Origin of the sequence: Parafrankia sp. EUN1f, assembly GCF_000177675.1 — a bacterium.
Taxonomy (GTDB): domain Bacteria; phylum Actinomycetota; class Actinomycetes; order Frankiales; family Frankiaceae; genus Parafrankia.
The window spans coordinates 1-14,947 of record NZ_ADGX01000189.1 but is presented as its reverse complement, the minus strand read 5'-3'; the positions used below and the strand labels follow the sequence as shown (position 1 = coordinate 14,947).

11 protein-coding genes, 1 tRNA gene and 1 pseudogene are annotated in these 14,947 nt (G+C 69.8%); 5 read left to right on the top strand and 8 right to left on the bottom strand.

Annotation, left to right across the window (positions count from 1 at the left end):
- Nucleotide 1: 1 nt before the first annotated feature.
- The 4 genes from FREUN1FDRAFT_RS44535 to FREUN1FDRAFT_RS33835 form a co-directional block, all read right to left on the bottom strand.
- Nucleotides 2-2,650, bottom strand: coding sequence for a PKD domain-containing protein (locus tag FREUN1FDRAFT_RS44535; protein ID WP_006544870.1), 2,649 nt, complete (start codon nt 2,648-2,650; stop codon nt 2-4).
- 216 nt (nt 2,651-2,866) lie between these two features.
- Complete coding sequence (locus FREUN1FDRAFT_RS33845) at nt 2,867-3,103, bottom strand: hypothetical protein (protein WP_035956211.1); 237 nt, start codon at nt 3,101-3,103, stop codon at nt 2,867-2,869.
- A 74-nt stretch (nt 3,104-3,177) separates the two neighbouring features.
- Nucleotides 3,178-3,609 carry a hypothetical protein gene (locus FREUN1FDRAFT_RS33840; RefSeq protein ID WP_006544868.1) on the bottom strand — a complete coding sequence of 144 codons (432 nt, stop codon included), beginning with the start codon at nt 3,607-3,609 and terminating at the stop codon, nt 3,178-3,180.
- Between the two features lie 515 nt (nt 3,610-4,124).
- Nucleotides 4,125-4,197: transfer RNA gene (locus FREUN1FDRAFT_RS33835), tRNA-Asn, on the bottom strand.
- A 243-nt stretch (nt 4,198-4,440) separates the two neighbouring features.
- Between FREUN1FDRAFT_RS33835 and FREUN1FDRAFT_RS33830 the strand changes: the two genes are divergently transcribed.
- Nucleotides 4,441-4,725: a hypothetical protein gene (locus tag FREUN1FDRAFT_RS33830; RefSeq protein WP_006544866.1), complete on the top strand. Its 285-nt coding sequence runs from the start codon at nt 4,441-4,443 to the stop codon at nt 4,723-4,725.
- Between the two features lie 20 nt (nt 4,726-4,745).
- Nucleotides 4,746-5,111, top strand: coding sequence for a helix-turn-helix domain-containing protein (locus FREUN1FDRAFT_RS33825; protein WP_006544865.1), 366 nt, complete (start codon nt 4,746-4,748; stop codon nt 5,109-5,111).
- Between the two features lie 347 nt (nt 5,112-5,458).
- On the opposite strand, the gene FREUN1FDRAFT_RS33820 is transcribed toward FREUN1FDRAFT_RS33825, so the two are convergent.
- On the bottom strand, nt 5,459-6,943 hold the full coding sequence (locus FREUN1FDRAFT_RS33820; RefSeq protein ID WP_006544864.1) for an LCP family protein: 1,485 nt from the start codon (nt 6,941-6,943) through the stop codon (nt 5,459-5,461).
- 461 nt (nt 6,944-7,404) lie between these two features.
- Here FREUN1FDRAFT_RS33820 and FREUN1FDRAFT_RS33815 point away from each other — a divergent pair, with 461 nt between their 5' ends.
- Complete coding sequence (locus FREUN1FDRAFT_RS33815) at nt 7,405-9,087, top strand: alkaline phosphatase (protein ID WP_006544863.1); 1,683 nt, start codon at nt 7,405-7,407, stop codon at nt 9,085-9,087.
- 26 nt (nt 9,088-9,113) lie between these two features.
- On the opposite strand, the gene FREUN1FDRAFT_RS33810 is transcribed toward FREUN1FDRAFT_RS33815, so the two are convergent.
- The 3 genes from FREUN1FDRAFT_RS33810 to FREUN1FDRAFT_RS33800 all read right to left on the bottom strand — a co-directional run bounded on the left by FREUN1FDRAFT_RS33810 (nt 9,114) and on the right by FREUN1FDRAFT_RS33800 (nt 13,188).
- Nucleotides 9,114-11,066, bottom strand: a complete 1,953-nt coding sequence (locus FREUN1FDRAFT_RS33810; RefSeq protein ID WP_006544862.1) for an ABC transporter ATP-binding protein — start codon at nt 11,064-11,066, stop codon at nt 9,114-9,116.
- An 818-nt stretch (nt 11,067-11,884) separates the two neighbouring features.
- On the bottom strand, nt 11,885-12,139 hold the full coding sequence (locus FREUN1FDRAFT_RS33805) for a hypothetical protein (protein ID WP_006544861.1): 255 nt from the start codon (nt 12,137-12,139) through the stop codon (nt 11,885-11,887).
- 581 nt (nt 12,140-12,720) lie between these two features.
- Nucleotides 12,721-13,188 carry an SCP2 sterol-binding domain-containing protein gene (locus tag FREUN1FDRAFT_RS33800; RefSeq protein WP_006544860.1) on the bottom strand — a complete coding sequence of 156 codons (468 nt, stop codon included), beginning with the start codon at nt 13,186-13,188 and terminating at the stop codon, nt 12,721-12,723.
- Between the two features lie 512 nt (nt 13,189-13,700).
- Here FREUN1FDRAFT_RS33800 and FREUN1FDRAFT_RS33795 point away from each other — a divergent pair.
- Nucleotides 13,701-14,642: a ParA family protein gene (locus tag FREUN1FDRAFT_RS33795; protein ID WP_006544859.1), complete on the top strand. Its 942-nt coding sequence runs from the start codon at nt 13,701-13,703 to the stop codon at nt 14,640-14,642.
- Nucleotides 14,632-14,947 (top strand): annotated as a pseudogene (locus FREUN1FDRAFT_RS33790) (hypothetical protein); the annotation flags it as partial. The gene FREUN1FDRAFT_RS33795 and the pseudogene FREUN1FDRAFT_RS33790, both read left to right, overlap by 11 nt.

Here is a 14,947-nt window from a genome sequence, read left to right as displayed (position 1 = left end):
TTTACGATCGGCCGTTCCGACCGTCGGACAGTGGTCTTACTTCGCAAATCAGTCGGAGTCGCGCCCAAACGGGCGGGACTTTCGTCACAAAGTGGCGAATCTGCGCCGGAGTGGAGTGACCAGCCCCGGAATTCTTCTGTGCCGGGCGAAATCCCGGCGCGTGATCGGGCGGCCCACCTCGGTCCGCGCGGCGTGGCTCACACCTTTTCCGTGCAGCCCGCGCCGCCAGCCGTGAGAACTGGCTGGGTACCTCCACTTCTGGTGCTTCGACCCAGACGGTGTTCGACGGGCCGGAGGTCTGGCCGTTGTTGTAGAAGCCGTCCGCGTCGGAGTAGTACGCGTCGTTCCACGGCGACGACGCGATCCGGTACCACCAGTCGTTCCCGTTCGGGGTGACGTAGCCACGCACCCGGCAGGTCACCTGCACAGTCTGGTGGTACCCGATGTCCGGGCCGCGCGTCCCGCCGGCGGTCTGGTAGTTCGTCCATGTGTGCCCGCCGTGGTTGGACGTCTCCGAGTAGGTGGACGGCGCCGGCGGCACCGTCGTCGGCGCCACCGTCGTCGGCGCCACCGTTGTCGGCGCCACGGTTGTCGGCGCCACGGTTGTCGGCGCCACGGTTGTCGGCGCCACGGTTGTCGGCGCCACGGTTGTCGGCGCCACGGTTGTCGGCGCTGGTGACGGGCTTGGCGACAGCGACGGGCTCGGCGACGGCGGAGGAGGAGTCGTCCGCGACGGCGGAGTCGGGGTCGGGGTCGGAGCGGGCGGCGGAGTCGTCCGCACCGGGGCGGTCGTCGACCGCGTGGTCGTCGGGGACGTCGACGACCCGCCGGGCGCTGTCGGGCGGGTCGACGACGGCTGCTGCCGCGTTCCGGTCGGCAGCTGCGCGGGCGGCGACGACGGGAGGGCGGCCGTCCGCGGCCGCACTGTGATGGAGACCTGCTCCGTGGCAGTACCGCCGCCGACAAGCTGCGCGCTGACGCTGACGGTGTAGGTCCCGGCCGCGGCCCATGAATGGGTAACGTCGAGACCCATCCCGTTCGCGCCGTCGCCGTAGTACCAGCTGGCACTCGCCACCGGTGCTGTGTCACCCAGTGGGACGACCCGCAGGGTCACCGCACTGTCAGTCGTGACCTGCTGGGCGGTCACGCGGATCTCTACACCGGACCGTGCGGGCGGCCGCGCCGAGGTCCGCGGCGCAGAGGTCGGCGAGTTGCTGACCTGCGGCACTGTGCGCGGCTGCGGCTCGGAAGCCTGTGTCGAAGGGGACGAGGACGGCATCACCGGGACGACCGGCCTCGACTCGGCGGTACGCGTCGGCTGAGGCGTCCGCGCCGGGGCGGAGTTCTGCGCCGGCTGTGACGGCTGCGCCGGAGGGGATGTCTGCGCCGGGGGCGGCGTCTGCGCCGGGGGCGGCGTCTGCGCCGGGCCGGACGGCGTGTTCGCGGCGACGCCGGCTGCGCCCCGGTCGAACTCGTGCGCCTCGGAAGGCGTGCCATCCGCCCGGATGACGCCAGCGATGTCACGATTGCGGTCGTTGTAGAACATCAACGTGCCCTGCGCGACCAGCTCGAGCGCGGCACTCGGCCCGTGCACCACTTCCGAGCGGGCCAGAACCCGCGGGCGGGCCGGGTCCGTCGTGTCCACGACGATGATCGCACCGGTGCTCAGATCGGGGATGAACACACGCCCCGCCGCATCCTTCGGCTGCCCGAGCGTGTGACCTTCGGGTGCGATCGGCAGTGCCGCCGTGGCGCAACCGCCCTCCGCGACGTCACTGACCACCAGCACTCCCCGCTGGCTGTTCACCAGGTACAGCGCCGTCCCCCGGCTGGCGCCGATGACCTCGATCGTCCGCAGGTCGGACAGCGGCTCGACGCATGCGTGCTCGTCGCCGAGGCCGTCCGCCCCGATCGTTCGCACGGTGCCGGCGGCGAAGTCGACGAGGTAGGGCTTGCCTGCCACCGTCACCAGCTGCACCAGCGCCGGATTGCTGACCACGTTCCGCCAGACGCGGGTGCCGGCGGCGTCGATTCTGACGAGCCCGCCGGTGCCGTCGACGGCCCAGAGCCGTGCCTCGCCGTCGGCACCCGCCGAAGTGTCGCTGATCGTGGCCCCTTCAGCCATGCCAGCGGGGGCCGCCAGCGAGTAGGTCCGCACGGTCCGCAGCGTCTTCGGGTCGGCGATGCTGACCACGCCGGTCAGCCGGTCCCGGACGAAGACCACACTGGGCGTGGCCCGGATCTCCAGCCGCGGCTGCCCGTCGGCGAGCTGCCCGACATCCGCGTTTCTGGTTCCAGCGTCGACGAACGACACCGGAGCGCCCAGGTCGAACGTCGCACCGTCGATGCGCTGGACGGCACCGTCCTTCAGAACGGCGAACGCGTCCGGCCCCGACTGGGCGACCGCCAACGGCTCTCCCAGGAGAGACACTCGACGGATCACCGCTGCCGACGCCCCGTCCACCAGCACTCCGGCCCAGGCGGGGGCGGAAGGCAGCCAGGCCGAGCTGTCGTCCAGGTTCGCGGCCCGGGCCGGGGGTGTCCCCGGCGAACGCCATACGGCGATGGTCACCGCGGACGCGACCAGCAGGACGCCCAGCGACGCGCGGAGCAGCCACAGCCGCCGCGGCCCCGTCTCCCTGCCAGCCATCTCACTCACCTGGGCTCGTCGAACGAATGGTTTCCTGCCGGAAGGCCGACCGCCGCGGCCACCTGACCACAGGAACGGCCGTACCCGTCATCCGTCAGGCGGGTGGCGCCCCACGCGGCTGATTATCGCCGGACGTACACGGCCGAGAGCAATGGTCCCCGACGAAGTACCCCGGATCGACGACCGGACAGGGCATCCGGCTCCCGCAGCCGCTGGTCAGGCCTCGGGCCGGATTTCGTTGTCGGGGAGACGACAGGAGAATTCACCGCGCAGCATCCGCCGGGCACGCCAGAGCAGTCGATGACGGCGCAGCACCGGGATGTGCTCGTCCTGCCGATCGCAGCAGGTGTCGAAGCCTCCGTGGCACGGGCATTCGATGTCGTCACCCGCCGCGCAGTAGTACAGGTCAGGGCATCCGCAGTCGAGGACAACACGTGTCCACGCGCGTCTCACCGCACGTGACTGCTGACGCGCCGGGCTCCGGCCGATGTCCCTCACAACCGCATAGCGCGACCACCGGAGCGGATTCATTTCATGGTCTGCCGGAGTGCGGTCTCATAGGCGAGCAGGTTGAAGCGGAACGGGCCGAGACCATCGAGATTCCAGCGGTGATGGCTGTTCCGGAAGTCGCGCCAGATGACGGCGTCGTCGGCGATGTCGACCCGCGCCGTCAACGGCCAGCAGCCGGCGTCGCCGCAGATGCAGCCCAGCAGGACGGTGTCACCGTCTCCGAACCAGGTCACCGAACGCTCGCCGAGGAAGTGCCGGCTGGGCCAGCGGACACCCGGGTCACGGAGGCCGGCGTAGCTGCCGGCGGAGTCGGGATCGCCCTCGGCATACGGCAGCTCGACGGCGCGTACAAGTTCCCGGAGGTCGACACCGTTCACGTAGGGCCGGACTGCCAGTGTCTCGCCTATCGGAAAACGCTCGGTCTCCAGTCGGAACTCGACCGTATCCATCGGTAAAAGGTACTACGCAGCTGGACGTGGCACGATCGGTGCGATTCGCGCGGGATGCTCGTGGACTATCGTGAAAGTCATGAACCAGCTCGGCGACCCCGACGAGGCTCTCATCGGACATGACTGACGCAGGCTGTACGGGCCCCCAGGCGACATGTCCGGGCAGGAAGCTGAGGACCTCCCGGTCGCACTCATCGACACCGAGGAATCGCGGCGCACCGTCCCAGCCACACCGCGCCAGGAAGACGAGCAACTCGTGCACGAAGGCGGCGCGCTGCGGCAGGGGGTTGCGCACAGTGTCGCCACTGCGGACGACGCTGTTCACAACCGCCCGGCAGGGGTACATCCACCATGTCGGTTTCGACTCGGCGACGTCCGCGGCCGGGACTGTCCATCACGCGGGCACCGGCAGGTCTCTTTGGCAGGCCAAAAAATCATGGGGATAAAGTCTGGACAATCTTCATTTCAAGATCTTAATGTCTCGAAATGATAGCCCTTGGCCTGGGCGTAAAGTGCTCCTGCGATAGGACTCGAACCTATAACCTGCCGGTTAACAGCCGGCTGCTCTGCCAATTGAGCTACGCAGGACCGTTCTGGGTGCCATCCACGAACCTGGGACCCTTGCAGATCGTACACCAGTCACCCGGCAACCAGCTCCGGGTAGATCGGCGACCTCGCGGTCCAGATCGGCGGTCCAGATCGTGTCTGACGTCCGTCAGCTTACCTGAGGTTCCCCGGGTGCTGCCGGTGGGGTAGTAAACAAGCCTAGTGACATGCCGGAGCGCCAGCGGAGTCGGCCGCGCCCGCCCGGTCCTGCCCCCGGGAGGAACCATGCGCATCAGGCCCAGTGTGGCCATCGCCCTTGGCGTCGGATATGTCCTGGGTGCGCGCGGTGGCCGCGAGCACTACGACGCGATCATGCGCCAGGCTCGCGAGGTGCGAGAGCGTCCCGAGGTCCAGAGTGTGGCCGGCGTGGTGTCCGCGCAGGCCGGGGCTCTGTTCGGCCGGGTGCGCGCGATGCTCGGTGGTTCTTCGGAGGGCGATGTGAACAGCGCCCCGTTCGCCCTCCCCCGCGACGCGCACAGCTCGAACGGGGCGGGGGTGCGAACCCACTGAGCAGCCGGCACACGCATGGCGTGAGTGGTCCGTCCGGCTCGGGGGCGCCGGAGGAACTGCTCACGCTGGTGGACCTGCTCGGCCGGCGGCACGCGCTCGCGGCCTTCTGGTGTCTTCGCGGCGGCTCGTCCTCGTTTCGGGGGCTGGCCGCGCGGGTGGGTGCGGCGGAGTCACAGCTCTCCCAGCGGACCCGTGAGCTGCGCGAAGCGGGCCTGGTGGAGGTCGACGAGGCGGGTGAGTACCGCCTGACCAGCCACGGCCGGCGGCTCCTGGGCGTGTTGGAGCCGCTGGCCGGCTGGGCGCAGGAGTGGACCTCGCTCAGCCCACGCCAGCGGGTGCCGAAGGGCTCAGCCAACCACGCCGCGGACGAGCCCGACCGTCGGTAGGCCCGGGATCAGCCACCGATGAGCGCGCAGGAAGATCCCGAGACGTGGCGGATCCAGGCCCAGCGATATTGACCTGGTGGTCCGTGCCCACACGCCCCACGGCGACCCACCGGCGATCCTGCGCTACCGCACCGCGCCAGCACAATTCGCACCAATGAGCGCAAACGGGGCATAGGGTCGCTTGACGCTCCGCAAGAAGTGAGGATTTCGGTTGCTGCAGCAGCCAGAATCCTCACTTCTTGCTCGGCGACAGCGACAGCGACAGCGACAGCGGTGGCGGTGGCGGTGGCGACAGCTGAAGCGGAAGCCCGAGGCTCGGGCTGCGGCGGGCGCCGGTAGGCCCGGGATCAGTAGGTGCAGTTCGGGGCGGTTGGCGCGGCGGCCTCGGGTGCCGTGGTGGCCACGTCGGCGCCTGCCCCTGCGGCCGCGGGGGCCTGGGTGCCCGAACCTGTGGCCGTGGCGGAACCGGCGTGCGCGGCGGTGGACTGCGCCGCGACCGACGATGCGGTCACCGGGGCGTCCGTGAGGCCGTCGAAGGACGTCCCGAGGATGAGCTGCAGGCCGGTGATGCTGGCATCGCTTTCCAGGCGTGCGCCCGGCACGAGGGCCTGCAGGGCGGTCGCCGCGTCCTGCATGCCGGCGCCGTAGCGGACCCGGGAGGTCACGTAGTTGCTGCTGTCGGTGGTGTTGCCCGAGTTCGTCGCCTGGTAGCCCTTGGCGGTGAGCTCGTCGACGGCGCCCGCGGCGAGGCCGGCGATCGTGGTGCCGTTGAAGACCTGCACGGTCATCGCGGCCGAGCCGGTGCCGGTGGTGGCCACTCCGGTGGAGCCGCCGAGCGGCGCGATGATCTTCTCAAGGTCTGCGGGGTTGTAGAGCTGCACGGACACTCGCTGGCCGCCGATGAGGATCTCGCCTCGCTCGTTGCCGCCCTCGGTCGGGCCCGGTGCGTGCGTCGGCAGGGTCTGCATGGCGATGCCGCCCGAGGCGATGCCCTTCAGCCGGGTGGCGAGCTTGCGAAGGTCCATGATGTCGGTGTTGTCGTCGAGGGTGAGTGCCCCGGTCGCGGTGCTGATCAGCCCTTCCAGCTTGCTGGGGCTCTTCAGCACCCCACCACCGATGACCTTGTGGAAGACCGCTCCCATGAACTGCTGCTGGCGGTGGATGCGGTCGAGGTCGCCGCCGGGCAGTCCGTGGCGCTGCCGGACGAACGCGAGGGCCTGCTCACCGTTGACGTGCACGGTCCCGGGTCCGCCCACGAAGCCGCTCATCGGGTCGTTCGTGTTGCGGCTGGTGCGGCCGTTCTCGGAGACGTACTCCTTGAAGGTCGATGGCAGGACGCACACGTCGACGCCCCCGATGGCGTCGGTGATGGCCTTGAAGCCCTCCAGGTCCATCGACACGTAGTGGTCGATACGCAGGTTGGTGAGCGACTCGACCGTACGGACGAGCAGCGAGGGCCCGCCGTCGGAGATGGCCGAGTTGAACTTGTTCTTGTGTGCGGCGTGAACCTTGCCGGCACTGTCGGTGTACTTGGGGATCTGGACGTAGGTGTCACGCGGGAAGGACAGCATCGTCACGGTCTCGTCCTCGCTGAAGTGCACGAGGATCGTGGTGTCGGAGCGCTGCCCCTCGACGTCGCCGTAGGCTCCGCCGCTGTTCGCCCGGCTGTCGGTGCCGACGACCAGGTAGTTGGTAGCGCCGTCGGTCTGCTCGGGGCGGTCGCTGCCCAGGCTGAGGCTGACCCGGTCGGTGTTGCCGTTGACGTAGGTGTAGAACGCCCAGCCGCTGGCCGTGACGATGAAGACCAGAACCGACAGGAACCCCAGGGTCACCCTGGCGAGCTGTGATGACGCGCTGCGTCGCGGAGTACCACCAGCACGAAGATCGAACGGAGGCGTTCTGGGACGCCACTGCGGATCTCGTGTCGCTCCCGGCAGCCCGCTCAACCCACGGTCTCCCTCCGCCGCCCTGCTCAAACAGCGCTTGGGCCGGAAATTCTAGGCGATGCCCGACACGGCGAGACCACCCGGTGGTCCCGTCGCCCCTGGTCGTCGGTCCGCTTGACGTGCCCGGCGGCATCAGCGCGTATCGGTTCTTGTCAGGGCCACACCTTTCCGTCCCGCAACGTTCACCACGTCGTCGGTCGGCTGTCGACGGACAGTCCGCCATGATTGCCACTCTTTTCCCCGCTGGGGGCAACGACGCTGACGCCGTGCCGGAGCCGCCGCGCAGGTGGCGCGGATGACGCCCGGGGACGCGGTGCACGGTGCGGCACCGAGAATGGGGACACTCCATGACCGCACCTGACCACCGGACGCCTGCCACCGACGCGGGCGAAACTGGTGGGGCGATCGAGGCCGGCTCGCTCGGGTCCGCCGCGATCGGGCGCCGGGCACTGCTGCGCGGTGGCGCCGTCATCGCGACCGCGGGGACCATGGGCCTGGCCGGTGGGCTCGGCTCGCCGGCGGCGTGGGCCGGCCCAGGTTCGGCTTCGGGTTCGGGCAGCACCCCCGGGCAGGTGCTGGGTGGTCGGCCGACCTTCACCTCGGGCATCCAGTCCGGTGAGGTCACCGCCCGCAGCGGTGTGATCTGGGCACGCTCGGACCGGCCGGCGCTGATGACCGTCGAGGTGTCCGGGACGGAGTCGTTCCGCTCGGCGCGCACGGTGGGCGTGACCCGCCTGACCGACGCGACGGACCGCACCGGCATCGTCGCGGTCGACGGCCTGCCCCCGGGCAGCGAGGTGTTCTACCGGGTGAAGCTGACCGCGGCGGACGACCCGCGGCGCGGCGGCGAGACGCTGGTCGGCCGGTTCCGGACCGCTCCGGCGCGCGCCAGCGACGTGTCGCTGGTGTGGACCGGCGACGTCGCGGGGCAGGGCTGGGGCATCAACCCGGACCTCGGCGGCATGAAGATCTTCGAGACGATGCGCCGGACGTCGCCGGACTTCGCGATCTGCTCCGGTGACTTCGTGTACTCCGACGGTGTGCTGGCCGAAACGGTGCCGCTCGCCGACGGGACGGTGTGGCGCAACCTGGTCATCGACGAGAAGCGCAAGGTCGCCGAGACCCTCGCCGAGTACCGCGGCAACTTCCGCTACAACTTCCTGGACGCGAACCTGCGCGCGTTCAACCGCGAGGTGCCGTGGCTGTTCCAGTGGGACGACCACGAGACCACGAACAACTGGTACCCCGGCGAGGTCCTCACCACGGACACCCGCTACACCGAGAAGCGCGCCGACGTGCTCGCCGCCCGCGCCAAGCAGGCGATGTACGAGTACACCCCGATGCTGCAGGGCCGCGGTGACCCGAACGGCCGGATCTACCGGAAGATCTCCTACGGCCCGCTGCTGGACGTCTTCATCCTGGACATGCGCAGCTACAAGAACGCCAACCCGGACGGCCAGAACGACCCCGCGGGCGCGGCGATCCTGGGCGCGACCCAGCGGGACTGGCTCATCGACGGCCTGAAGAAGAGCAAGGCCACCTGGAAGGTCATCGCCAACGACCTGCCGATCGGCCTGCTCGTCTCCGACAGCCCGACCGGCATCGAAGGTGTCGCCCAGGGCGCGGCCGGTGCCCCGCTGGGGCGTGAGGTCGAGATCGCGCAGATCCTCTCGTCGATCCGCCGCAACAAGGTGCGCAACACCGTGTGGCTCACCGCGGACGTCCACTACACGGCGGCGCACCACTACCACCCGGACCGGGCCGCGTTCGGCGACTTCGACCCGTTCTGGGAGTTCGTCGCCGGCCCGGCGAACGCCGGCACGTTCGGGCCGAACACGCTCGACTCGACCTTCGGCCCCGAGCAGGTCTTCGTGAAGGCCCCGCCGGCGGGCCAGTCGAACCTGCCGCCGTCTGCGGGCCTGCAGTTCTTCGGCCGGCTGGCGATCGACGGCCGTTCGCGCGCGTTGACCGCCCAGCTCATCGACGTCGCCGGGAACGTCCTCTGGTCGAAGGGCCTGCAGGCCGGCTGACCTGTGCTGACGTCTCGTCGGCGCGGTCAGCCCGCGCCGACGAGGGTGGGACCGGGCTGGGCGGGCAGCCGCCCGGCCTGGTCCTGCTGACCAGCCTGGTCCCGCTGGTCGGTCTGGTCCCGCTGCTCGAACTGGGTGCGGTACAGCTCGGCGTACCGCCCGCCCGCCGCCAGCAGCTCGGTGTGGTTGCCCCGCTCGACGATCCGGCCGGCCTCGACGACCAGGATCTGGTCGGCGGAGCGGATGGTCGAGAGCCGGTGGGCGATGACCACGGCGGTGCGGCCCGCGAGGGCCTCGGCGAGCGCTGCCTGCACGGCGGCCTCGGAGGTCGAGTCCAGGTGCGCGGTCGCCTCGTCCAGCACCACCACGCGGGGCCGGGCGAGCAGCAGGCGTGCGATGGTGAGCCGCTGGCGTTCCCCACCGGAAAGGCGGTAGCCCCGCTCGCCGACCACCGTGTCGAGCCCGTCGGGAAGCTCCTCGACGAGCTCCGCGAGCCGGGCCCGGCGCAGGACGCCCCAGAGCTCCTCGTCGCCCGCCTCGGGGCGCGCCAGCAGCAGGTTCGCGCGCACCGTGTCGTGGAAGAGATGGTCGTCCTGGGTGACCATGCCGACGGCCTGGCGCACCGAGTCCGCGGTGAGCTCCCGGACGTCGACCCCGGACAACCGCACCGCGCCCGCGCCCACGTCGTACAGACGCGGGATGAGCTGGGCGATCGTCGACTTGCCCGCGCCCGACGATCCGACCAGGGCGATCATCTGGCCGGGTTCCGCCCGCAGCGACACGCCGTGGAGCACCTCGGCGCCGCCGCGCTCGTCGAGGACGGCTACCTCCTCCAACGACGCCAGGGAGACGGCCTCGGCGGTCGGGTAGGCGAAGTCGACCTCGTCGAACTCCACGCTGACCGGCCCGTCGGGCACCGGCCGCGCCTTCGGCGACTCGACGATGAGCGGCGCCAGATCGAGGATCTCGAATACCCGCTCGAAGCTCACCAGCGCGCTCATGATCTCGACACGGGCGTTGGCCAGGGCGGTGAGCGGTGCGTACAGCCGGGTCAGCAGCAGGGCGAGCGCGACAACCGCACCCGGATCCAGGTCGCCCCGCAGCGCGCGGTACCCGCCGAGCCCGTAGACGAGTGCCAGCGCGAGCGCCGACACCAGCGTGAGCGCCGACAGGAACACCCATTGGAGCATCGCGGAACGTACGCCGATGTCGCGCACCCGGCGGGCCCGGCGGGCGAACTGGGCGGATTCCTCCGCGGGCCGCCCATACAGCTTCACGAGGGTGGCGCCGGGGGCGGAGAAGCGTTCCGTCATGCGCGAGCCCATGGCCGCGTTGTGGTTGGCCGCCTCGAGCTCCAGCCCGGCCAGCCGGGAACCCATCCGCCGCGCGGGCAGGACGAACACGGGAAGCAGAATGAGCGCGCACAGGGTGACCTGCCAGGAGAGGCTGACCATCACCACGAGCGTGAGCAGCAGTGACACCAGGTTGCCGACAACGCCGGAAAACGTGTCACTGAATGCCCGTTGAGCACCGATGACGTCGTTGTTCAACCGGCTGACCAGGGCGCCTGTCCTGGTCCGGGTGAAAAACGCGACCGGCATTCGCTGCACGTGGTCGAAGACGGCCGTGCGCAGGTCGAGGATCAGCCCCTCGCCAATGCCCGCGGACAGCCAGCGGTTGAGGATTCCCAGCCCGGCTTCGACCAGCGCGATCGCGGCGATCACCATCGCCAGGACAACGACCACCCGGGGACGCGACCCGTCCACGATCGCGGTGACGACCCGGCCGGCGAGGACCGGTGTGACGACCGCCAGGACAGCCATCGCGACACTCGTCACCAGAAAGCAGCCCAGCCTGCGCCGGTGCGGCGCCGCGAAGCCCGCGATGCGGCGAACGGTGGCGCGGGAGAACGGCCGCCGTTCCCGCCGCGCGTGCATCATCGAGTACATCGAGTGCCAGGCCGTGGACTCCAGGCTCATCGCAACACCACCTTGTCCGCGTCGAGATCCAGCTCTGTCGCAGGCATGGAAGCACGCCGTACCGACAGTTTTCGTGTGCCCACGCGGCCGCCTCGGGCGGCCGATCCCGGCCACGTGCGGCGACAGTAAGACCTCAACCGAGCTTGAGGTCAAACGCTTTTCGGACCGGGACCGGCCAGGACGGACCAGGCGGACCAGGCGGACCCGGATGCGGAGCGGCGGCTCGGGCGCGGGCCGAGGCCGAGCGCGTGCGAGCCCGGACCGCGCGCAGGCGGGACGTCGGGTGCGTGCCGGGCGGAACCGACGATGCCGTCCGCGGCGACCGAAAGGCCTGCGTATTACCTGGCCACCAGCCCGTCAACGGCCTGCTTGCCGACAAATTACGACAGAAAAGATGAAAGCCACAGACGCGGAGAAAAGGCCGGCGTGGCACGGCTGCGAACCACGGCCGAGAAGGCGGTGACGACGAGGGGAAGGCGACTGTCGAAGCGGGCCGCTGTAGTGATTCCGGGCATTGGAAGCCACGGGCGCGACCGTGCCTCATATCGTCGATTCGGACCTGCGGCATCCCTGACCGTGCACCGTGAGACGGAAAATGCTCACTATCGATGTCACCGGGAGAGTGGGGACGAAGACGCACGAGAAGGGCGTCGAAGAAGGTGCGAGCCCGGCGGGGGGAAACACGGCCGGGGCAGGAGTCGACGGTGCGGCCGGTGGCCGCTCCGCCCGTCCGGGGCGGATCGGGTAAGGGACAGCGAGGGAGTGTGCCCGGTCGCCGTTGACCGGACGACGTCCCTCATACCGCGGAAACGACCCGCTCAGGCGATGCGCATCGCTCGCTCGGGCTTCAGCGGAACAACCCGCAGCGTGGACACCGGATGATCAGCCATCCAGGCGACGTCGGCCTCGGTGACCCGCATCCGGCGGGCCAGCTCGGCTGTGGTCGACCCATCCTCAAGAGCCTGCCTGATCGCGGCGGCCCGGACACCGCGTAGCGCGGAACGCTGTTGGCTCGCCGTCCACATGAGCTGGTCGGCGAGCGCTGCCCGTTCGACCGGGTCGGCCACTTGCATTACGTCGTCACAGGTCACGGTGATAGATGGTTGCGTGTATGGGAAGTCTTGGCAACACCTCGGGCAACAGTGATTGCGTAGAACCAGGCTGGCGCCGTGAAGCACCCTCGACCCATCTACGGTCAGTACACAAATGCAACCGTGCGTGCGCGCGATTTTCGGGCGTGGTGGTACTCCACCGCCAGCAGCTACCCGGCACTGGCATCCAGCGACAAGAGCCTGAGGCACTGAACCTCAATGTGATGAGGGCGACGTGACGACAGCGTCGGATGAAGGCAAAGCGCGAAGGCGGCAGCGCGGCGGGAGCGGTACTGACATCAGGCGCGAACCGTGGGAAGCCAGTAGCGAGGCGGCCACGAGGTGCACGGCCGACCGCCCTTCGAGCAGGGTACCGATGCACGGACCACCACCACCGCCGGATGGATTATTTTCGCCCGACGCACCGGTTCACGGCTGACTCATGCCAGACGAGCGGCCCTACACCGGACATTCATTCGCCGGAGCGAGGGCCAGCCGCAGGCACGACAGCCGGATCGCCCGCCGGCCGCTGGCCGCCGCCGCCCCACGCCCCGGCGCGCCTCTCAGTTCTCCGGAGTGACCCCGAACCAGGACACCACCTGCCCGCCGAACTTCAGATCACCATCAATCTTGATCTTGCGGGTGAGGAAGAGCTTGGCCGCGTTCGCCTGACCGGTGACCACGCGAACCAGGCGGACCCGATCCGTGCGCACGGTAACGGTGCGATCGTCAGCCGGCACGGCACCGCCGGGCGGATCGATGGTGAGCTCGCACACCGCGGCGCGGATGGACAGCGCGAAGACCCGAGTCACACCGCCCGGGCCACCGCCGAGCTCGAACTGGACCAGTGCGTCCTCGCCCCCGGCCTTCTCGGGCTGGAAGCTGTCGCGCATCCGCGCGAACAGCTCGTCGAGGACGGCGTCCCCGCGCTGCCCCCGCAGGAGCTCCTCGGTCTGGGACTCCGACAGCGAAGCCAGCCGGTCCACCAGGGTGGCCGGGTCGGCAGCTAGATCAACAGATGGATCGGACATGGTGGCTCCCTGATGCCGCGCCGATGCGGGTCGCCGGCCAGATGCCGGTACGTCCCATGATGTCGCGCCCCTCGGACGATCTGATCGGCCCCCTGTCACCCGGAAGAGCCACTCGCGGGCCCGATCGACACCTACGCCATAATTTTTCCTATTCAGCACGATGTACGCAGAAGTGTCGGTCGGGGTCGGCATCCGCGGGACGCCGGCCGACCCCAGGCTCCTGGGAGACGCCAGCGGCCCCGAGAGACGCCTCAGGCGCCTCAGGCGCCTCGAAAGGACGTCGGACGGACATCGGGAGGGCATCGGATGCTCGGGCCGGCGCGGATGCACGGAGTGTCAGAACGCCTACCGGGCACCTCCGGGCGGACCCCGTACACAGGTCGGCCGCTGATCGGGCACCGCGCGGCCGGCGGCCGGCGGTCAGCAGCCCCCGGCATGCCACACGAATGCCCTCGAACCGGCATGTGGTTACCTCTTAGCAGCGCCAGCCGGGGTACGGGAGCGAGGATGCCGTGAAAGTCGTGGCAGTCGTCAACTACAAGGGTGGGGTAGGAAAGACGACACTCACCGCCAACATCGGCGCGGACATAGCCCGGTGGGGAAAGCGCGTTCTGATGATCGACCTCGATCCGCAGGCGAGTCTCACTTTCTCCTTCTACCGCCCCGACGAATGGCGTGCGAATCTCGCTGACGACCGGACCATCAAGGAGTGGTTCGAGGCGTGGCGCGGCGAGGCCTACGTCCCGCACCTCTCCCCGTTCATCACGTCACCGCCGGTGGTCAACTCCGCCATCAGTTACAACGGCGGCGCGCTCGGGCTGGTCGCGTCCCACCTCTCCCTCGGGGACGTGGAGATGAACCTGGCTGCCCGGCTGGGAGGTGCGCAGGCCCAGCGGTCCACCCGGTACTACTTCGACGTCTATCAGCGGCTCGTCACCGGCCTGGCAACGCTGCACCCGCACGACTACGACCTGGTTCTCATCGACTGCCCACCGAACTTCGGTGTCATCACCCGCACCGCGATCGCCGCCTGCGACCACCTGCTGATCCCGGCGCGGCCGGACGAGCTGTCGACCCTGGGTATCGAGCATCTCCTCAGCCGGCTGCACCGCTTCACCTGGGAGTACAACCGGGTGGCCGGGCTGCAGTCGGACCGGCATCCGGAGGTCAAAAGGCTCGACCCACGGATTCTGGGCATCGTCTTCACCATGGTGCAGTACTACGGCGGCCAGCCCATCAACGCCATGCAGCCGCACATCGACCTGGTGCGCAGCCTCGATGTCCCGGTTTTCGAGGCAATGGTCCGGGAGAGCAACACCTACTTCGCCGGAGCGGCCGGTACGCGGCTGCCCGTGGTACTTTCCGAGCGCATACCCCGGGCGCTGGCGGTGGAGTTGCGCGCCCTTGTCGACGAGTTCCTGCGGCGGATCGGGGCGGCGAACCGTGGGTACTGACACCGGGATATCGCCGCGCACGGTGACCCGTGACGCTCCGCTCGGGGCAACGGCCCCGGCCGACATCGGAATTCTCGTGCTGCGGCGCCTCTCGGAGCTGCTGGCCACCCTCGACGCGCGGCAGGTCGGCGACCTCGCGACCGGCCGCGCCCGCCTCACGGTGGTACCCGTCGCACCAGACGCCGTCGAGACGAGCGACGCGGGCAACACCGGTCCGCGCAGCGTGGAGCCGCGCAGCGTGGAGCCGCGCAGCAGCGCGGCGGCTGCCCCCCACCGGCCGGCCGCCGCCCGCGCCGGGCCGCCGC

Bases quoted from the DNA above. Each gene is read 5' to 3' on its own strand.
- FREUN1FDRAFT_RS44535 (WP_006544870.1), bottom strand. From the start codon at position 2,650: ATGGCTGGCAGGGAGACGGGGCCGCGGCGGCTGTGGCTGCTCCGCGCG.
- FREUN1FDRAFT_RS33840 (WP_006544868.1), bottom strand. From the start codon at position 3,609: ATGGATACGGTCGAGTTCCGACTGGAGACCGAGCGTTTTCCGATAGGC.
- FREUN1FDRAFT_RS33830 (WP_006544866.1), top strand. From the start codon at position 4,441: ATGCGCATCAGGCCCAGTGTGGCCATCGCCCTTGGCGTCGGATATGTC.
- FREUN1FDRAFT_RS33815 (WP_006544863.1), top strand. From the start codon at position 7,405: ATGACCGCACCTGACCACCGGACGCCTGCCACCGACGCGGGCGAAACT.
- FREUN1FDRAFT_RS33810 (WP_006544862.1), bottom strand. From the start codon at position 11,066: ATGAGCCTGGAGTCCACGGCCTGGCACTCGATGTACTCGATGATGCAC.
- FREUN1FDRAFT_RS33805 (WP_006544861.1), bottom strand. From the start codon at position 12,139: ATGCAAGTGGCCGACCCGGTCGAACGGGCAGCGCTCGCCGACCAGCTC.
- FREUN1FDRAFT_RS33800 (WP_006544860.1), bottom strand. From the start codon at position 13,188: ATGTCCGATCCATCTGTTGATCTAGCTGCCGACCCGGCCACCCTGGTG.